The organism is Vibrio sp. sp1, assembly GCF_016920955.1.
GTDB classification, from domain to species: domain Bacteria; phylum Pseudomonadota; class Gammaproteobacteria; order Enterobacterales; family Vibrionaceae; genus Vibrio; species Vibrio alginolyticus.
On record NZ_CP060589.1, the window covers coordinates 1,684,575 to 1,703,706 of the forward strand.

17 protein-coding genes are annotated in these 19,132 nt (G+C 43.4%); all 17 read right to left on the minus strand.

Features of this window, described 5'->3' with window-relative positions; all coding sequences use genetic code 11:
* Positions 1-3: 3 nt before the first annotated feature.
* A complete protein-coding gene (locus H9L11_RS07950) occupies positions 4-723 on the minus strand; it encodes a glycosyltransferase family 25 protein (protein ID WP_043035972.1) in 720 nt (239 codons plus the stop codon).
* Positions 723-1,706, minus strand: a complete 984-nt coding sequence (gene lpxM / locus H9L11_RS07955) for a lauroyl-Kdo(2)-lipid IV(A) myristoyltransferase (protein ID WP_115385687.1) — start codon at positions 1,704-1,706, stop codon at positions 723-725. Before lpxM ends, H9L11_RS07950 begins: the two co-directional genes overlap by 1 nt.
* Positions 1,707-1,832: 126 nt before the next feature.
* A complete protein-coding gene (rfaD, locus tag H9L11_RS07960; protein WP_046874091.1) occupies positions 1,833-2,774 on the minus strand; it encodes an ADP-glyceromanno-heptose 6-epimerase in 942 nt (313 codons plus the stop codon).
* 141 nt (positions 2,775-2,915) lie between these two features.
* Positions 2,916-5,114, minus strand: a complete 2,199-nt coding sequence (locus tag H9L11_RS07965; RefSeq protein WP_205390648.1) for a YjbH domain-containing protein — start codon at positions 5,112-5,114, stop codon at positions 2,916-2,918.
* 2 nt (positions 5,115-5,116) lie between these two features.
* On the minus strand, positions 5,117-5,878 hold the full coding sequence (locus tag H9L11_RS07970) for a capsule biosynthesis GfcC family protein (protein ID WP_205390649.1): 762 nt from the start codon (positions 5,876-5,878) through the stop codon (positions 5,117-5,119).
* Positions 5,875-6,549: a YjbF family lipoprotein gene (locus tag H9L11_RS07975; protein ID WP_205390650.1), complete on the minus strand. Its 675-nt coding sequence runs from the start codon at positions 6,547-6,549 to the stop codon at positions 5,875-5,877. The genes H9L11_RS07970 and H9L11_RS07975 overlap by 4 nt, the downstream gene beginning before the upstream one ends.
* Positions 6,550-6,622: 73 nt before the next feature.
* Positions 6,623-6,841 carry a hypothetical protein gene (locus tag H9L11_RS07980; RefSeq protein ID WP_205390651.1) on the minus strand — a complete coding sequence of 73 codons (219 nt, stop codon included), beginning with the start codon at positions 6,839-6,841 and terminating at the stop codon, positions 6,623-6,625.
* 463 nt (positions 6,842-7,304) lie between these two features.
* Positions 7,305-8,393 (minus strand): UDP-N-acetylglucosamine--undecaprenyl-phosphate N-acetylglucosaminephosphotransferase, encoded by a 1,089-nt coding sequence (wecA, locus tag H9L11_RS07985; RefSeq protein ID WP_205390652.1) that lies wholly within the window; start codon positions 8,391-8,393, stop codon positions 7,305-7,307.
* Between the two features lie 115 nt (positions 8,394-8,508).
* The gene (cysN, locus tag H9L11_RS07990) at positions 8,509-9,918 is read right to left on the minus strand and encodes a sulfate adenylyltransferase subunit CysN (RefSeq protein ID WP_205390653.1); all 1,410 of its coding nucleotides are present in this window, start codon (positions 9,916-9,918) and stop codon (positions 8,509-8,511) included.
* A 46-nt stretch (positions 9,919-9,964) separates the two neighbouring features.
* Positions 9,965-10,927 (minus strand): DHH family phosphoesterase, encoded by a 963-nt coding sequence (locus H9L11_RS07995; protein WP_205390654.1) that lies wholly within the window; start codon positions 10,925-10,927, stop codon positions 9,965-9,967.
* The gene (gene cysC / locus H9L11_RS08000) at positions 10,917-11,570 is read right to left on the minus strand and encodes an adenylyl-sulfate kinase (protein WP_205390655.1); all 654 of its coding nucleotides are present in this window, start codon (positions 11,568-11,570) and stop codon (positions 10,917-10,919) included. The genes H9L11_RS07995 and cysC overlap by 11 nt, the downstream gene beginning before the upstream one ends.
* An 82-nt stretch (positions 11,571-11,652) precedes the next feature.
* Positions 11,653-12,561, minus strand: a complete 909-nt coding sequence (cysD, locus tag H9L11_RS08005; RefSeq protein ID WP_205391093.1) for a sulfate adenylyltransferase subunit CysD — start codon at positions 12,559-12,561, stop codon at positions 11,653-11,655.
* Positions 12,562-12,613: 52 nt separating this feature from the next.
* Positions 12,614-14,344, minus strand: coding sequence for an SLC13 family permease (locus tag H9L11_RS08010; protein ID WP_205390656.1), 1,731 nt, complete (start codon positions 14,342-14,344; stop codon positions 12,614-12,616).
* A gap of 56 nt (positions 14,345-14,400) precedes the next feature.
* A complete protein-coding gene (locus H9L11_RS08015; RefSeq protein ID WP_205390657.1) occupies positions 14,401-15,051 on the minus strand; it encodes an ABC transporter ATP-binding protein in 651 nt (216 codons plus the stop codon).
* A 36-nt stretch (positions 15,052-15,087) separates the two neighbouring features.
* Positions 15,088-15,939 (minus strand): hypothetical protein, encoded by an 852-nt coding sequence (locus H9L11_RS08020; RefSeq protein WP_205390658.1) that lies wholly within the window; start codon positions 15,937-15,939, stop codon positions 15,088-15,090.
* Between the two features lie 4 nt (positions 15,940-15,943).
* Positions 15,944-17,977 carry an HAD-IA family hydrolase gene (locus H9L11_RS08025; RefSeq protein ID WP_205390659.1) on the minus strand — a complete coding sequence of 678 codons (2,034 nt, stop codon included), beginning with the start codon at positions 17,975-17,977 and terminating at the stop codon, positions 15,944-15,946.
* Complete coding sequence (locus H9L11_RS08030) at positions 17,974-19,017, minus strand: hypothetical protein (protein WP_205390660.1); 1,044 nt, start codon at positions 19,015-19,017, stop codon at positions 17,974-17,976. Before H9L11_RS08030 ends, H9L11_RS08025 begins: the two co-directional genes overlap by 4 nt.
* Between the last annotated feature and the right edge of the window lie 115 nt (positions 19,018-19,132).

Below are 19,132 nucleotides of genomic sequence, written 5' to 3' on the forward strand. Positions count from 1 at the left end.
GGTTTAATCCGGTGCTCTCATAGAAAAGTCTTTTATTTGTTCATAAAGCCTAAAAGACTCAATATAAAGCTTGTCGATAAGAGTTATACCTTGTTTGTTCTTCCTTGAGCTGCCAATAGTTGAGTCTATTTTTGCTCGAACAACTAAATCAGGTTTGAGACAGTATGTGAAAATACCGTGTTTATATGGTTTTTCCATATAATCATCGACAGGCTCGATAAACTGAGCAGCATTGTGAATGAATGACTGTGCAGCTTTTGGTGAAATGATATAGCCCATAATTCCACACGTTCTTCTGTAATAACGGATGATTTTTATTTTTGAATCAAAAGCTTTGATGTTTTTATACTTCTTTGGGCTTGTTGCGCATAGCTTTAAAAAATCGAACTCAACCGCGATCTTTGGCAGATGTTTAAAGTACTCAAAAAATTCATCAGTAAGATCACAGTTATCTTCTAATATCAACAAAGGAGCACTGGATTCAGCTGCGATCTGCCAAGCTTGAAGGTGGCTGGAAAAACAAGCAACTTCGCTATCAACAAGTTTATAACCAAATCTTTTTTTTGTTAGTTGATCGTTTCTACGTTCAGATAAAGGGAAGTTTCCTTGTTGAGCGTCAGCGGCATCCAAAAAGCTAAACTCTATTCCTGACGCTTCTAATTGTGATGCAATACGCTCTCTTCGTTCGACAGAGCGCTTTAAACTGATAACTATGACTTTCATTACACTTTCCAGTCGCTGTTATATCTTGGTTTAAACAAATTGTAATAGTTACTGCCGTCTTCTTGAGAGTGCAGCAACTGCAATACCCACATATATTGTTCGGGTTTATCACCGACAAAGTATTCAATGGCTTCATTACAGGTACGAGCGTCTTGCTCTTCGCCTTTATCCAGCTCAAACGCCGGTAAAATCTCAATATCAAACGTACCATCTTCAGTGTTCATCGACGCAAATAGAGGCAGTACTTTTGAGCGTGATAGTTTCGCAATTTTGCCTAAACCAGGTAGTGTTGCTTTACGTGTAGCAAAAAAATCTACAAACACACTATGCTCTGGGCCGTGATCTTGATCGGGTAGATAATACCCTACATAGCCATCTCGAATGGATTTCAGAAAAGGCTTAATGCCACCTGAGCGTTCATAAACACGACCACCGTATTGGACTCTTTGCTTGTGCATCAGCCAGTCAGCAACATCATTCTTTTGTTTCTTCGCCATTGCAGACACTGGCATTCCCATTGAAGCGAGCAAGATAGCAGGCACATCAATTGCCCAAGAGTGGGGAACCATTAAAATCACATTTTCGTTGTTATCAATGTGCTGTCGTAAAATGTCTAGGCCGCGAATTTGGCAACGGTTCTGAAGCCACTTTGGTGAGCGTAAACTTAGTAACCCGAAGCGAAAAAAGAACATGGCTGCTGTGTAGAGTGTTTTTTCTATCAAAGCTTCACGTTCTTGGAACGACTTTTCCGGAAAACACAGCTCAAAGTTCACCCTCGCTCGGTGAGCTGGACCTTTGTGGGATTTAGACAGTTTTTTGGCTATGGTTTTCGCCAACCACTTTTGTAAACCCAGTGGCATTAATGATAAAGGTAAAAATAAGATAACACCTAACCACGTGCCCCAGTACTTAGGCGACAGAAAGTGGCGCTTAAACTCAGGGTTATATGCTTTGGGGTCGAAGTCATCACGTTTTATGGTCATGGCGTGTCTAGTTACCTATTCGTGTACGGGCGAAGTGGTTTAAATGAGAAAAAGATAGTTAGGAATGATACAGGCTATTGCACTTGAGTAAAGGTGGCAGGTTATGGTTCTACCACCTTGTGGTGCTTAACTGTTTTGGATAGTTAAGTATTCGGCAACGCCTTCTGCAACTGTCTTGAATTCAACATCACAACCTGCGGTGCGCAGTTTGGTCAGATCCGCTTGTGTGAATTCTTGGTAAGCGCCTTTTAGGTGCTCAGGGAATGGGATGGTTTCAATTTGGCCTTTGCCATGATGCTTGATAACTGCTTTTGCTACCTCTTCAAAAGATTCAGCACGGCCAGTACCACAGTTAAAAATGCCTGATACGCCGTTTTCTAAGAACCACAGGTTAACTTTACATACATCACCAACGTAAACGAAGTCGCGTTTGAATGATTCGCTGCCCGCGAACAATTTAGGATTTTCACCTGCGTTAAGTTGGTTGTTTAGGTGGAACGCAACTGATGCCATGCTACCTTTGTGGTCTTCACGTGGGCCATATACGTTGAAGTAGCGGAAGCCAGTGATTTGAGAAAGGGTCTCACCATGTTCTTCAGCGTCTTGCCATAGGCGACGAACGTAGTTATCAAACTGCTGTTTCGAGTAACCGTATACATTCAGTGCGCCTTCGTATTCGCGTTCTTCAACGAAAGTCTCTGTATCGCCGTAAGTGGCTGCTGAAGAAGCGTATAGGAATGGAATCTCGCGATCTAAACAGTAATGCAGCAGCTCTTTAGAGTACTCGTAATTGTTTAGCATCATGTACTTACCATCCCACTCAGTCGTTGCAGAACAAGCACCTTCGTGGAAAATTGCCTCAATCGGACCAAAATCATCGCCCGCCATAATTTGGGTCAGAAAGTCGTCACGATCCATGTAGTCTGTGATGTCCAGATCAACTAAGTTCTTAAACTTTTTGCCATTTTTTAGGTTGTCGACAACCAGGATATCGTTAATACCAGTTTCGTTTAGTGCTTTAACAATGTTGCTGCCGATCATGCCAGCACCACCAGTTACGATGATCATAAGACTTCCACCATAGATTAAAATTTTCTCAGGAATTCTAGCAAGAAACAGAAATTAGCGCTATTGGAAGGAAAAGGAAAGGTATAGAGCACTTGGGGGAGGAATAAACAAAAGGGAGCCGAAGCTCCCTCAAGTAGGCTGTTATTTAGCGTTTGACGTATTTGGGCGTTGATACCAAGGATTACGCTCATCCGTCAGCTCAATCAAGCTGTACTTACGACCTAGCTTCTGACCGCCATCGCGAGTCAATGGTTGCCAGCTAAAGAACGCACGGTTGTTGCTTGGCTTAACGGTCATGATGTCGAATGGAATCGAAATGTAGAAGCCTTTAGTAAAGCTACCTTCACCGAATTCGTCAGCCGACAAATCACTGATTGATGCGAATGCACCTGCAATGACACCACTCTTGAACTGTTTAGATACATTCACTTGTGTACCGATATCACCCGCTAGGAACTGACCAACATCAACTTGAATCATCAAATCTTGTAGGAAATCCCATTGAGGGTAGTAATAACCCGACACAAAACCAGTAAAGCCTTTATCTACAACTTGGAACGGACGTCCATATTCTGGCACATTTTGCCATTTCTCATCGTAAACACCGAAGTAACTTTGTGGATCACGTTGAGAAATTAAGTTAACGTCAGCGCCAATCGCCCAGTTAGCTCCTTGTGGTCGGTAAAGAAACTCGGTACCGACTCCGGCAAACATGCTCTCCAGATAGCCCGCGTAGAATTGCTGGTCCATGGTATCTGAATACTCTTGGAACCAAGTTAACTGTAGGTTGGACATGGTTACCGCGTGTTCATTTTGATAAGCACGGAACATGGTACGTACACGAGGAATCGAAGTGCCGTCTGGTGGGGTGACGTAGTTAAACTTGTCGTAGTTGTTGTACCAATCCCAGTATAGCGAGCCACCAATTTCTAGGTTATCTGTCAGCCAGTAAGACGCGCTACCACTTAAACCGACACTGAACAGATAGAACTCTTCTGGGTTGCCTAAGGTCTGAGCCAGTTTTGGTGAAAAGCCCCAATCAAAGCGCTCAAAACCATCGTAAGCAGGTTTACCTTGCGGTTTATCGCTTGAGGTCGATGTTGCATCTTCGATATTTGGATTGATGTAGTTAACTTCTGCAAAGTCACGGTATTTCTCTTTGGAGATAACCGTTTGATCGCCGATCAGACCACGACTGCGTTCATTGATAGTAAAGGTATCAATGTTGTCTGGCATTTCGTTATAAAGGACTGCCGCCGCTTTTTCATGAGCTTCATTGCGATCACGATACTTTTTCTGCTCGCCAACAACCGAAACGGTATTATCTTCAACATAGAGTTGGGTATTTTGGTAGCCAGCAATTTTATCCAGCTCCTCGGTAACACGTTCCCAATCTACATCAGACAGTTGTTCTGGTTGCTTGTCTTCAACTTCTGGTGTTGGTGTATCACGCCAGAAAGACGGCATATCATTGAAGTTAGTGTAAAGACTCACGCCAGCAACTAACGTATCTCCGCGCTCGTAGCTCAAGCGCAAATCTGCCATATGTCCTAAACGATATAGAACACCAAAGTTCCAAGGCGTATGAGGTGTCATGTCTACACCACCACGTACCACTGGGAAATCTTCGCTGTAATCGTTGCTGTCGTATTCAAGCTTAAATCGCAGTGGCGCGTGCAAAGTTTGATACTCGACACCACCAAAGAGTGCAGCAGAACCTTTGAACCAACGTTCAAAATCCACACTACCACCATTACCTTTGTAATCAGAAGGGCGTTCACAGAAACTATCGGACAGCTTACATGCAGGGTTGCTGATGTTGTCGCGCGTACCTAAGTAGCCCCAGCCCATACCCAAAGTGAAATCAAAGGTACCAAGGTTTGGGTTAGAGTAACGCTTTGTCGCAGCAACAAACTCACCATCAAAAAGACCGGTGCCTGCAAAGTCACGCACACCAACCGAAAGCTCTGGCAGGTACTCGGATTCTTCTAACAAGCGAACTTTAAAGTCGATTCCCTTGTCGGTGTACTTGGTATCACCCGAAAAGCTCGGATCGTTGCTGTAGAAAAGATCGTTCACCATGGTGTAACGAATGGTCGTTTCTAGCCATGGCATCACTTGCAAAGTCACATTGTAAAATAGGTACTCGTCGCTACCGGTAATAGCAAAGTTAAACTCGCCTTCAGGTGCCATACGACCTGTAGGCATCTGCATTAAGCCGACACCACCAAAGTCCATTTGTGATGGTTGCAATGGCGGCACTTCAAAAGGTATGTCTTGAGCCCACACCAACGCTGGACCCATTAAAGAAAGGGATAAACTGGTTCTGATCAGGTTCATGTCTAGTTCTTCGATGAGGTTGGTTTACGTTGTGCAAGCAGAGCGACAATGTCTTTATCCATTTGTGATTTTTCGAACTCATCAAATGGGATATACACAATGGTAAGTGGCGGCAAGTAATATTGAGTGGTTAACCAACTGCCATGGTGAGGATGAATAACCTTGCCATCCGGGTAAATTAGAATTGGCGGATAGGCGAGCTCACCAATATCACCTGAACGTAGATTATCGACCTGTTCATGCAGAGCGATACCCGCTTGGTTTTCTACTGCGTAGACTTTTTCTAAGTTACCCACATACAACACTTTCTCTTTGCGTTTTGGTGCACTTAACGCAAGTTGACCTTGTAAAAGAGGGTTATCAAATTTATCCAGACGGATGCGATCAACATCAATGGCCGACAGCACGCGAGGTGCAAACTGGCTTCGTTGGATAAACTTGTAAAATGGGTGCGCAACTAAATTATGTTGAATCATTTGGTTTAACACCGAACTCTTTAAGGCAGTACTTCTTTGCACTGCTGATTCGGAATTATCAAATAGAGTCACAGCTAAAGGGTATTGCAGGGCGATTTGTTGTTCTTGTGCATGCTTAAGTACGCTCTCTAAACGTGCCGCTTGTTGGAATTGCAATGCTTTGCCCGTTCCGACAAGTTCTATATTGAGCGGTGGTGAGGTGTGATTTTGAGCTTGAACGGTAGTCGGTGTCGCCAGAATCGTTGCCGTTAAAGTTAGGCTTAATAAAGATAGCAGTCGCTTATTCATGATTTGCTATACCCTTTCAGAATCGTCAATTCAATAGGCACCATGTTTGGACCTAAGTGTTGACGTGTTTTCACTACTTCACCTTTACCGTTTACCCAGTATTGGTTCTCTACACTTTTTTCTAAGCTGGTAAACGTTACAACCTCGGTATAAACATCAGTAGAGGTAGATGAAATAGGGGTTATGACGGTTTCTTTACCTTGACGAGAACGTTGGACTATAGCCGGGAACCCATAACGGTATTTGTCAGCCCAATCGTAAGAAAGAAAATATTGCACAGAGAGCGCTGAGTAGGCAGGAACGTTGCCATAAATACCCGCTAGATTGGTCGTTTGTAAACCAATGGTTCTAACAATATGTCCGTTCTCTGTTACTACCATTGCTTTGTCTGCACTGACCCACTTTAGTTGTGTATTGCCGGTTAATGGATTTGGTTCGGCGAAAGCTAACACTACAAAAACCTGTTTTTGGTTACCAATTTTTAAGTAAGCACTGGCATAAGGTACTGCTTCAATTTCTTCTGGCGTTAGTTCAACATCGATGTAGTTACCATAAGCTTCTTGGACGGTAGCGGATACGTCATTGAATTTTTGTGTACAGCCAAAGATCGAGCTCAGTAATGGTAGGACAATAAGTAAGCGCATCCATTTTTGCGATAGAAGAGTGTTCATCATTCCCTCATTACAAATAAAATCGCCCTGAATAGATCAGGGCGATTGTTTCAACATCTACAAAACTAAAAAATTATTTAGTTACTGAAGTAGAAGTAGAAGTAGACGTTGAAGTTGAATCGCTGTCTGACGCTGCAACTGCTACTACAGTTACTGCTGCTGCTGCACCTACTGCTACTGCAGTTGTACCAGTTGCAGATGCTGCTGCTGTACTAGTAGTACCAGCTTCAGTCGCTGCAAATGCAGTTGATGCGCTTAAAGCCATAAGAATAGCTAGAGCTGTGTTCTTCATTATTTATTCCTATAATCCGGTTATTAAACATCGATGTTAGGAGTATTAAAATACTCCTGAATATATTTTAGGCTAGAAAATGAGTCTTTGTAAATAAGAGAAATTTTCAACTCATCTTGTCTAATTCACAAAATATAGGCATGATTCTAAGCAAAGACACTTATAGTTCGGTATGCACAATGTTAAGAGGCGCAGTGATCAATATGCCATTTTTAGAGCAGCGGAGCTCTAAGCGAAGTTGTTCATCAGATTCTATAATTACCCAGTAAACATCTTGTTCACAAACTGATAGCTTTGGTTCAGAAATTTCAGACAGGCCAAATAATGGAAAGCAAAATACATCGGATTCCGATAGTATATTCGCAATTAGTTCTTTAGCTTGAGACGTTGAGCGTGCACGAGATGCTTCCAGTGCTATAAAGTCTACGAAGGATTTCAGTGAAGTTTCATTAAACAAAGTAAACTAAATCTCCTGGCATGTTTTTGAAGTCGAGTTTCTGTATTTTCTTAATGTGGAAGTAATGCGCCAAATATATTTCATTATGAGCATGTAACCTACAAAGATTGTGACAAACAATAAAAGCATTAGGCTGTCATTAACATTATACACTTGTCCGAGAATACCTAGTGTTGATAAAAAGACACCAAGAAGAAATAAAAGGAGTAATGTTTGTCGTGAAGATAGGCCTAATCTCATGCAAATATGATGAAGGTGTAAGCGATCTGGTTTTAAAGGGGATTTACCTTTTTTCATTCTCCTCATCATAACCATCGCCATATCCATCAGTGGGATAGCAATAATCCACAACGCTGTTACTGGTTTCATAACGCGTGAAGAGGTGCCGCCTTCAATAGTTTGGGAACTATGAATAAGCAGCCAAATGATAGTAAATCCAATTAAGAAGCTGCCAGAGTCGCCCATAAACACTTTGAATGAGCGTCGTGGAATGAGTTCTAGATTGCAAAGGATGTAGGGCAGTAGAGAAATGACAAATATCAAACAAAATGAGGCGAGCTGCTCTTCTCCTGCAAGATAAAATAAGTAAGACAGAGCTCCAAAAGTAACAGAGGCTAAAGCTCCTAGAAGGCCGTCAATACCATCAACCATGTTAAAAGCTGATATACAACCGATAACGGCGGCTGCTGTTAATAAAGTGTCACCATGGCGAACGATTATGTCACCGTGAGCAAATAAATCGCCAAGATTACTTATGGATATATTCTTTGATTGAACGAGCCAAACAGAAAGAGTAGTTAGTACCAGTATACGCGCGGTCGCACTAATGTCTAGCTTGTCATCCAAGGTTCCAATCAGTGTTAAGATAAAACCACAAACCAAATAGTGATCTCTGTTCGGGATCAGGTTGGGGTATAGCAAAGAGACACAAAATAGCGTTATATATAACGCGATGCCACCAATAAATGGGACATCTCCCTTGTGCCGCTTACGATAGCTGGGTTTGTCGACTAAACCATAGTTCAAGGCGACTTTGCGCATAGAGAGCAAGCTGAAAATGGAAATCGCCAACGTTGCTGCTACGAGAATTAACACACTTTTTTACCTGTTATGTTTATTGGTGTTTCTGAGAAACCACTGACATAAAAACTATAGTCAAAAAAGAGCAAGTGTAAACCTACACTTGCTCTTTTGTTAGGCATATAAACCGTTAGATCTCAATACAACCCCATTCAGGGAAGTGTTTCCGTATATAGGCATTGAGTTCTTTCTCAGAAGAAGAGTACACACGTTTTGCTGCATCTTGTTCTGATGGAATCGCGTTCACCATACCAGCACCGACCGTCACGTTAGTATGTCTGTCGATGATAATAAACGCACCGGTTTGAGGCAAAACTTGGTATTTGTCGACTGCGACTTTATCCGTTAGTGAAACGTCAGCAAGGGCGATTTCGTTCAGCTCTAACGTCTCGGCATTTCCCGCGTGTTTGTTGAGCGTATTGACATCGATCTTGTGATTGATGTCGCTCACTCGACCAAAGCATGTTTTGGTGGCAAATTTGAAGGCGTACTCTTTGTGGGAACGCATTGGTGTTTCGTCCATCCAAACGACATGAGCTTTGAGTTTGTTGGTTACTTCGGGCTCATGGCCTGTGTGTACCAGCATATCCCCACGTGAGACATCAATTTCATCTTCGAGGGTAATGGTAATCGCCTGTCCTGGTTGAGCTTGTTGCCACTCGCCGTCAAACGTGTAGATCGACTGGATGCGAGATGTTTTACCAGAAGGCAGTGCGGTTACCTCATCGCCAACTTGAACAATACCTGAAGCCAGTGTGCCACAGAAGCCGCGGAAGTTCAGATTCGGTCGATTGACATATTGGACTGGGAAACGCATATGTTCCATGTCTTTGTCTTGAGCGACCTTAACGGTTTCCAATAGCTTCATCAGCGTTGCACCAGGGTACCAGTCCATGTTTTCGCTTGGTGTAACGACATTATCCCCTTTTAATGCCGAAATGGGCACAAAACGAATATCATCGATATTAAAATTCTTCGCCATTTCGCGATAGTCTGCTTTGATCTTTTGGTACACTTCTTGGTTGTAATCCATTAGATCCATTTTGTTGATGGCGACAATAATGTGCTTAATACCCAGTAGACTGCATATGTAACTATGACGGCGCGTTTGAGTTTGAATACCGTGTCGAGCATCAACCATTACAATAGCCAGTTCACAGGTCGATGCCCCAGTTACCATGTTGCGAGTGTATTGTTCATGTCCAGGAGTATCTGCGATGATGAACTTGCGTTTGTCAGTTGAGAAATAGCGGTACGCGACATCGATGGTAATACCTTGCTCTCTTTCTGACTGAAGTCCGTCAACCAGTAGCGCCAGATCAAAGGCTTCGTCAGTGGTGTTGAATTTTTGCGAATCTTTTTCGATTGCCGCCATCTGGTCTTCATAAATGAGTTTGCTATCAAACAACAGGCGACCGATGAGGGTTGACTTACCATCGTCAACGTTACCGCAGGTTAGAAAACGCAGGAGGTCCTTGTTTTCATGAACTTTCAGATACGCTTCAATATCTGTAGCGATCAATTCGGAAGAATGAGACATTTCAATATCCTTTTAGTAAAGAGCGTCTAGGCCACTCTTTAGAAATTTACTGGTAGAAGTTATTAAGTACTTCAATAAATTCGACTTTTTCTGCTGTGGGTAGTTTATTGATACCCGCTGCGGCTTTACGGCCACCTCCCGTAGGAAACGAGGAGCAGATTTCATCAGCACCAACACGATTACTGAGCGGGGCCCGAACACTCACCGTATAGTCTTGTTCACCCGGATTAAGCGTTAGTACTGCATGAGCAATATCAGGAGATTGATTGGCAAGCTCATTACCAAACACCCCACTGATGCGTCGAGCCCAAGCTTCTGCAGGTAATTCAAAGACACGGGCAGCATTGCTATCACTAATCGCAACTAGTTTTTCGACTTTCGCATGATCAGACTCATAACCTTTCTGTAGTGTATAGAACGGAGAGGACAGATCATCACGCAACTGAAGTGGGCATGGGTACTCAACCAACATTTTGTATAGCTCTGCTGGTGGTATGTGCAAGTCATCCAGATCGGCACCATAGCCGTTGTAGTTGATCAACGTACCGAGCTGTTTCAGAAAGTCGGTGTCTTCTGGGGATAGCCCTATCTCTGCGGCCAGTTTTTCAGCGCTGGTAAACAAATTGTCACCAAATGCACCGGCTACCGCCCATTTAGCATGCTTGCCATTTAGCTTGTTGTTGATCAGTAAACTGGTACAGACTTCAGCGTCTAGATCGATCAGAGTGGTGAGCTTACTGGATTGTGGAATCTCACCTGAACGATGATGATCGCAGTAAAAAACCTCAACCCCTTGTTCCAGCAACGCAGTAAGAGACGGAAGATTTTTTTCCATTGATATATCGAGTGTGGTGACCGATGTGACATCACCCTTATCGACAATCTTACTGAGTAACTTGATATCGCGTTTTACCCCAGTCACTAAGATGGATTCTTTGGGGTGTGCTAACCGAAGCTGAATCAGAGCGATAATGCCATCTGCATCACCGTTAAAAACGTCATAATGCATGGTCCACCTCTTGTGAAGTCAAATACCCTTTCTCCAACAAGTGCTTTACAACAAACTCAGCACACTCTTCGACCGTTTTATTGGCGGTTTTCACGTGGATCTCTGGGTTCAATGGAGCCTCATAAGAAGAATCAATCCCAGTAAAGTTCTTGATTTCGCCTGCTCGGGCTTTCTTGTATAACCCTTTTGGATCCCGCTGTTCGCAAATTTCCAGCGGAGTATCGATAAACACTTCGAGAAACTCGCTCTCTGCCATGAGCTGGCGAGCCTGTTCGCGATCTGAAATGAATGGCGAAATAAATGCTGTTAGTACGATAGTGCCAGAATCAACAAAGAGTTTGGCGACCTCACCGATGCGGCGAATGTTTTCAATCCTGTCTTGATCGCTGAAGCCGAGATCTTTATTCAAGCCGTGGCGGACATTATCGCCATCGAGTAAGTAACTATGCTTACCCAAGCTTAAGAGTTTGCTTTCTACAGCATTGGCTATGGTAGATTTCCCCGAGCCGCTTAGGCCCGTAAACCATAACACAGCGGGTCTTTGATGTTTTAGTTTGATACGGTCTTGAGGTGTAACGGTAGTGTTGTGCCACACAACATCATCGCTGACCGAATCATTTTCCTTTCTAATATACGGAGTCATAGATAAAGCCTAAAAAATCTGAGAGTTAAAGTTCCGCTTCATTTTAATATTGATAGAACGGAGCCTTTAGTTTTCATCTAAATTAGAAGTAGCCTTCTCGCTTCTTCTTCTCCATAGAGCCCGAGCTATCATGGTCGATCGCTCGCCCTTGACGCTCAGAAGTAGTAGTCAGTAGCATTTCCTGAATGATTTCTGGGAGAGTCATCGCTTCAGATTCAACAGCACCAGTGAGCGGATAACAACCAAGCGTACGGAAGCGGACCATTTTTTCCTCAACTTGTTCACCATCTTTCAGTTCCATGCGTTCATCATCGACCATGATTAGCATACCATCGCGCTCAATGACCGGACGCTTCTTCGCCAGGTACAGGCCAGGAATCTCAATGTTTTCCAGATAGATATATTGCCAAATATCGAGTTCTGTCCAGTTTGAAAGCGGGAACACTCGGATACTTTCGCCCTTGTTCACTTTACCGTTGTAGATGTTCCACAGCTCTGGGCGTTGGTTTTTGGGATCCCAGCGATGGTGCTCATCACGGAATGAATACACTCGCTCTTTGGCTCGGGACTTCTCTTCATCACGACGCGCTCCACCAAAAGCAGCATCGAAACCGTACTTGTCCAGGGCTTGTTTCAGGCCTTGGGTTTTCATGATGTCAGTGTGTTGAGAGCTGCCATGTACAAATGGGTTGATGTTCATGGCCAAACCTTCCGGGTTTTGGTGAACAATCAATTTCATTCCCAGTTTTTCTGCCATGTAGTCGCGGAATTGGATCATCTCTTTGAACTTCCACGTTGTGTCTACATGCATCAGCGGAAAAGGCGGTGTTGCCGGAGCGAAAGCCTTTTTAGCCAAGTGAAGCATTACTGACGAATCTTTACCAACTGAATAAAGCATGACTGGGTTATCGAACTCAGCCGCTACTTCACGCATGATGTGAATCGACTCAGCTTCAAGCTGTTTCAAGTGCGTCATACGCTCTGGAGAAATAGTCATTTATGATTTCCCTTTTTTAATAATGTGATGTGAGAACACGAAAGTTTTACACACCATAGAAGAATAGAATTGCGTTTATTACTATGCCCCCATAGAGCACGCTCATAGGGAGGCCAATTTTTATAAAATCATTGATTCGATATTGACCGGCATTATAAACCATCAAGTTAGTTTGATAGCCATAAGGGCTGACAAAACTTGCGCTCGCCCCAAAAGCGACCGCCATGATAAAACTGTGAGGATTACTGTCCAGGCTCACTGCCAGACCATATGCAATCGGAAAAATCAAAGCGGCAGCCGCATTATTGGTCACTAGCTCTGTTAACAACCACGTTAAAAGGTAAACGGTGATGAGTCCAATTAAAGGTGTAAAAGTTTGTTGATGATTGGCGATAAACACATTCAGGAAGTCGAGAGCATTGGTATTCATCAGAGCCTGAGAAAGCAGCAGCGCTGCCGATATAATCAACCAGATTTGACGTGGTAAGCGTGAAAGTATCTCTCCCGCATATAGGCACTTGGTCATTAGTAGTGCTCCCAACAGTAGCAGCATGCCCTGAAACAGCGGGATGACATCAAAAGCGGCGAGTAGAATAGCGGCAAAAAAGCCTGCAGTAGCCAGTAGCTCTTTTTTTCCATTCAGCAGATGTTCGGTTTCAACCCCGCTGATAAAAAAGAAATTCTTTGCAAGATTATGACGGGATTTAAAGTCTTCACCAACGGCAAGGACTAAATAGTCTCCGGGCTTTAGCTCAGTTTCGCCAAGTTTTCCTGAGACTGATTCGCCATCTCGCTTCATTGCAACCACGGCTGCATCAAACAGGGCTCGAAAGCCGGCTTTTTTGAGTGTTTTCCCTGCGAGAATGCTTTCCGGACGGATCACTACTTCCGTGAGATTGCTCAATGGCAAGCCATTTTCGTGGGCGAATAAGCTTAATCCATCAAAGTGATTGAGTAGGGTTACCTTTTTAATATCACCACTGAACAGCAAGCGATCATCCTCTTGGATGGTCTCATAAGGAGATACCGGTGAAATCAGCCGACCCTGGCGGACGATTTCGACTAAGAAAAGCGATTCTAAATTGCGTAAACCGTTGGCCTCAATGGTTTTGCCGATTAGCGTTGAGTCGGGGAGCACTTTTGCGTCAATAAAATAGTCAGTTGCAGTGTTCTCCGACTTGGGATGATAAGGAAGCCAGCGAGACAAAAAATACAGCAACGCGCCGCAACCAAGCACTAGCAAAGAGCCGATGAGTGTGAAATCAAAGAATCGCAGTGGAGGTAAACCAGTGTCGAGAACCATGCTGTTAACAATCAGGTTGGTCGACGTACCTACCAACGTCAGTGTACCACCAAGAATCGCGGCATAAGATAAAGGCAACAGCAGTTTGCTAGCAGCATGATGTGGGTTATTCCGTATCGGAGACAGCATCGTAGAAACGACCGCAGTGTTGTTCAAAAAACCGGAAGATAACGCTGTTAAGCCATATAAGCGTAGCCAGGTCAGTTTATAGGATGGTTTTACGACGAATGTGGTAATCAGGCGTAATAGTTTGGTTTTCTCTAGTGCCAGCGAACAAACCATGAGGAGTATCAGAGTCAACAAGCCTTTATTGGCAAAACTTGCGATCACCTGCTCGGTTGTGACTAAGTTCGTACCATAGAGTACGAGCATGATGACTCCAAAGACTTTCTCGGGTTGATTTTGAAAGCGTATTAACCCGACGATGGCGGAGAAGAAAAGAAAGATAACAAAGAGTGCAGGGTAATTAGCCATTTAACGTATTCATCGGTTTATTGACATCGTGTGTGCCAGAGTAACCGTCAGTGTAGTTATAGTTCTCGGTAAATTCGGAGAGCTTGCTCGAGATCATCAAAGTAACTCAGTTTCCCTTGATGGAGAATGATCGCGCTATCACAAAAATCACGGATTTCTTTTGGGTCATGACTGACCATGATGACGTTAGCGGAGCGGCTCTTATCCAACAGAGCTTGGCGGGCCTTGAGTCGAAAGCTTTGGTCGCCGACTGATGTTGCTTCGTCAATCAGGTAAATATCGAAATCAATAGAGATACAGCAACCAAAGGTCAACCGGGAGCGCATACCGCTTGAGTAGTTCTTCACGGGCAAATCGTATTTTACCCCAAGCTCGGCGAAGGCTTTGACCTTTTCTTCATAGACATCCAGATCGGCTACTCCATTGACACGTCCGATGAAGCGGGTGTTCTCTCTGCCGGTCATTTGAGGATGAATGCCAGTCGCAAGCGCGACTGGCCATGACAACGATTTGTCAGTCAGTACTTTTCCTTGGTTGGGGTACTCGCTCCCTGCCAGAATACGAAAAAGCGTTGATTTACCTGCGCCGTTGGAGCCTAACAAAGCAACATTGCGGTTCTCAGGAAAAGAGAAATTAAGATCTCTGAAAACATACTGATTGCCAAGTTCGGAAGGGTAAAACTTGGTAAGTTTTTTTAATTCTAACATATGCCCTAGTATTAGTCTCTATGCGTAACATTCAACTTAATCAATTAAATGATATCTTGCTTTGATAAGCTCTAGATCATGTAAGTAAGAATTTTTTACAACATCGCTTTGTAGCCGAGCTTTTGTATTAGATTGATATGCAGGTTTGTAATCAAAAGTTTTAAGCATTTCAATGAATCGCTCTCTATCTTTCGGGTTCAAGTTTACCCTATCAAAATGTCTGAGCATCGGGGCAACAGCCAGTGGAATAGAAGAATTTACTTCTTTGTTTTCAATGCCTAATCTATCCAGCTTGATAGAAAACTGCTTGAAAAATAACTCTAAAAAGCATGTTTTATGCTTATCGTAGTCGATGATATAAGTATTATGATCTCCAATATGTCGTGACCAGACATCTATCAATTGATTAAGTCGGATACTATTTAACTCTCTCTGGCTAAACAAAAATAAATTTTCATCACTTTTGATTCCCCAATTTACTTTAACTGCTTGTAAGAAAGCAGAAGTCAAATAATCGGTGTAATTTCGTATTGCGACAATAACTTTCACATTTAAACCTTGAGAGTAGCAATCCTCAATTAGTCGTTTAATATGTTGTGGGTTGTCACGAATCAGAAACTCAGTGGATATAATAGTACTAGAATTTCTTTGTTTCGCGTATGTTAGTAATTTCTTCCATTCTATCTCAAATGTTTCATGATCAAACAAGGGATGATTTGAAGCAAAAGCATTGTGTGCATCACCTAATACACCGTAGGGAGAGAAACAAGCTATATCAATGTCATCATTTGGTATAGCTAATCCAGCCAGTTGGATAGCACTAGTTGCTGTTTTTCCCATACCAGGGTGAAAGACTATAGTTTTAGGTTCATTTAGTTTTACAGTCATTTATTTATTCACCTAAAAATGGGTAGCGGCCAAATTGACTAATAAGCGGCCCCCATTTTTTTATATCTTGTTCGTTCAGTTCATTTTCACCGACAAGGGGATTACTCCAGCCGGCGGCTTGCCATTTGTCTGCGGGATTTAATATGTGCAAGTTGGCCAACCCAAAATCGCCGGGAATTTGGGCATCAGCGACGGCGTTATCACCCACATGAACAAAGCGGCTTTTATCTTGTAAGCGGTCACTCATGTATGACCACATGGTACCGTTATCTTTCCTTAAGCCTCGCTCAGAAGAGACAAACAGCTTATAACCATTGGTGACGCCGGCTTTACGCAGCATCAAAACAATCTGGTGCTCGGTATAGTAAGTGTCTGATATAATGTAAACTTGCTTTCCGTGGCCAATCAGGTTGTTGAGGATGTCCACCATCTCATCTTTTGACTCAATCATATCGAGATCGTATGAGAACTCTAGCTCTGCAAAACGACTAGCCCGATCTTCATCCCAGCCATATTCTTTGCCCAGCAAAGCGTAGGTTTCAAAGATGGTCACATCTCCCAGGAACTGCTTCGCCTGGCGAACGCTAAATTCTGCCTTGTTGCGTGCTTTTACAAAATCGAGTGGGGAAGGGAAGAACCCTTGCTCTGTCAGGTATTGGCCAAGTTTCAGTTTGGCATAATCTGGTACGTGATGACTTCTTCTTACCAGCGTATCAAATACGTCGAAAGAGATAATGTCAAACGGCAGCAGCTTATAAAATAGATCCTGTTGCGAGTTGACGTAGCTGGCAAAAATATAGCTTTGGTCGTGAGTAAAGCTGCCCAGTTCAGGGTAGTAAAACAGTTGAGAGTAATTGTTTTTTTCCGCCAACAGACCGATGCAGCGTTCCAGGGCATGCAGCTCTGAGCCGTCGTTAGGCAGCGGCTCTGCTGGAAAGTCGTCATATTGGTAAGGCTTTTCTAACAGCTGTTTCAGGGCCTTAGGCTTGGCCCAAAACATCCCGCCGACCGGGTAGGGTAAAAATTCCGAATGGGCATCTAAGCCCCAGTCCAGATAAAACTGCTGACGAAACGGTTTGTTCTTGAGCCAGTGGTTGACCCAATCCGGCATCATGTTAAAAGAAGTAGGGTAGTAAATGCCACACTCTTCATTTTCCACCATATAAGTCAGCATCTTGGCAATCACACAATGGTCATTGAGTAGGTATTCACCTAAGTAATCAGCCCATTGTGTTTGTGGTCGACCGGAGTAGAGCGATTTTTTGGAGTGTAAATGGCAGAACAAGTCATATTTTAACAGCTCTTGGCCAAACTCAACCAACATGGGGCCGAAATTACGTCCACGGTTAGGAACCTCGCGAACCAGAACTTTATTTACACAGCTCAGGCTTTCAAGTTTACGTGCTATTTCATCTTGATATTGAATGTCACTCACGCTGATAAACAGATCAACATTGACCGGAAAGTGCTCCAAACATTGCGCGTAGTAATCAATGAAATCTGCGTAAAAGATATGTAAGCAGACGGCAACATTCAGATGTTGAATGTTTTTGACATCGGGTTTGATGACGAGTTTATCTGTGGGAGTCCATTTCGGTGCGAAAGGTGTGACAACGCGCCCTTCATTCTTACCCGTTGTCAGGTAATGAGCCAGTGGGCTCACGCTTGCATGATAGACATCCAGGTTGTGCTTTTGATAGGCCAAGTTGTCAAAGCTCGGAGAAGGACTGACGGCAGAAAAGGTACTTTTGTGTAGGTAGTCCCGAAAAGCCAACGCTTCAGAGTCAAATCTTCGGTTCTGCACATCACTGTACCACTGACAATCAAACAAACCATGTTGTTTAGCTTCTTTGAGAAGCTCGGTTTCATTACTATCCAGGGTAGCAATAGAGCTATTTAATCCCTTGGTTGCTTTTTTCAGTTGGCGGCGTAATAGTGCTGATTCTACTTTGAACGCCATTTGCATCATTTTAGGGTTGCGTCTGAGTGCGTTTTCTACTAATGGAAAACGCTGTTTTATTATTGCTCTGTAGTTCATATTTTTAAGCCAAAAAAGTCTAATCCGTTTACCGTGCCTTCGCTTGCAATATCATCATCTATCGTGAATAAGGGCCAGCTATTGCGGGGAAGCATTCCTTTCTTCATAACAAAGGCGGTGTAAAGCTGTTCTATCTCCAGCGCAGTAAACTCGATCCCTTGCTGAGAGAACTCACGAAGTTGCTCCAGTGCACCTTCCATTACCTTCTCGATAAGGTGAAACTGATGCTGGCTGTCTACTTTTCTGCCATAGTAATAGTCGAATTTTCGGTGTGGCAAAGGGCTATGCCGGATGTCCTGAAATTGACCGACGGGGGCTGTTAACAGCGCTTCGAGAAACATTGAACGGTCAAGTGGCAAGTAACCATCGCCCATTTTAGGCCCTTCTTGTAAGTAGCCCTTCATCGTTGCAGTTACCGTACCCAGCGTTTTTGTTCCCGGCTTAGAGGCAATCAGGTAATGGCCTAGCGTGTTTTTGTGAAACATAATGCTTAGCAGGGTTTGTATTGTCCCGCTGTAGCCGAGGTCAACAATATTCAGTATGTCCTGTTTAAAAAAATCAAGCCCCTCAAGGTAACTGACGTATGCGTCATGAGAGGGGCGGACGATAGGTTCTAATACTGGTTGTTTGGCTTCTAAAACTGTAGCGACTTTCTTTAGATCGGCAGGCAGTAAGACTTTTTGCTGCTGTTGTTTCGAAGAAAATGCGCGATTAATACTGACATCACTCAGCATAAATCGTGTTCTCATGAGTTCATAGAGAGTGCCGGAGAACTTAAAATTCAGGGAATATGGATAAGTCTCTGGATTTAAAAGGCCAATTTTAAACAGAAAGGCTCGAGACACCAGTAAATAATGAGAGTTACGTTGTTGGCCCTGAGCGTGGGCAAACTGCTGGAAAGATTGTTCTAACCAATACCCTTCTCGCGCAAGAAAGTACAAGGGGCGTTCTGTCGATTGTTTAAGGAGTTGGTGGTTGAAAAAAGTGAGAGTGGGTGCAAGAAACACAGCTCCGAGCTGTCGCAGAGATTGGGTAGCCATTAAACTAAACGCCTAATTAATCAATTATTTATTTTTTTGCTCTGACTGGATTTCTCATAACGCAAAAACGCTACCGCCCTATGATATTTAGCGTTTTCCATAACACGCAAAATCC

Bases quoted from the DNA above. Each gene is read 5' to 3' on its own strand.
- H9L11_RS07950 (WP_043035972.1), bottom strand. From the start codon at position 723: ATGAAAGTCATAGTTATCAGTTTAAAGCGCTCTGTCGAACGAAGAGAG.
- lpxM (WP_115385687.1), bottom strand. From the start codon at position 1,706: ATGACCATAAAACGTGATGACTTCGACCCCAAAGCATATAACCCTGAG.
- rfaD (WP_046874091.1), bottom strand. From the start codon at position 2,774: ATGATCATCGTAACTGGTGGTGCTGGCATGATCGGCAGCAACATTGTT.
- H9L11_RS07965 (WP_205390648.1), bottom strand. From the start codon at position 5,114: ATGAACCTGATCAGAACCAGTTTATCCCTTTCTTTAATGGGTCCAGCG.
- H9L11_RS07970 (WP_205390649.1), bottom strand. From the start codon at position 5,878: ATGAATAAGCGACTGCTATCTTTATTAAGCCTAACTTTAACGGCAACG.
- H9L11_RS07975 (WP_205390650.1), bottom strand. From the start codon at position 6,549: ATGAACACTCTTCTATCGCAAAAATGGATGCGCTTACTTATTGTCCTA.
- H9L11_RS07980 (WP_205390651.1), bottom strand. From the start codon at position 6,841: ATGAAGAACACAGCTCTAGCTATTCTTATGGCTTTAAGCGCATCAACT.
- cysN (WP_205390653.1), bottom strand. From the start codon at position 9,918: ATGTCTCATTCTTCCGAATTGATCGCTACAGATATTGAAGCGTATCTG.
- H9L11_RS07995 (WP_205390654.1), bottom strand. From the start codon at position 10,927: ATGCATTATGACGTTTTTAACGGTGATGCAGATGGCATTATCGCTCTG.
- cysC (WP_205390655.1), bottom strand. From the start codon at position 11,570: ATGACTCCGTATATTAGAAAGGAAAATGATTCGGTCAGCGATGATGTT.
- H9L11_RS08010 (WP_205390656.1), bottom strand. From the start codon at position 14,344: ATGGCTAATTACCCTGCACTCTTTGTTATCTTTCTTTTCTTCTCCGCC.
- H9L11_RS08015 (WP_205390657.1), bottom strand. From the start codon at position 15,051: ATGTTAGAATTAAAAAAACTTACCAAGTTTTACCCTTCCGAACTTGGC.
- H9L11_RS08020 (WP_205390658.1), bottom strand. From the start codon at position 15,939: ATGACTGTAAAACTAAATGAACCTAAAACTATAGTCTTTCACCCTGGT.
- H9L11_RS08025 (WP_205390659.1), bottom strand. From the start codon at position 17,977: ATGAACTACAGAGCAATAATAAAACAGCGTTTTCCATTAGTAGAAAAC.
- H9L11_RS08030 (WP_205390660.1), bottom strand. From the start codon at position 19,017: ATGGCTACCCAATCTCTGCGACAGCTCGGAGCTGTGTTTCTTGCACCC.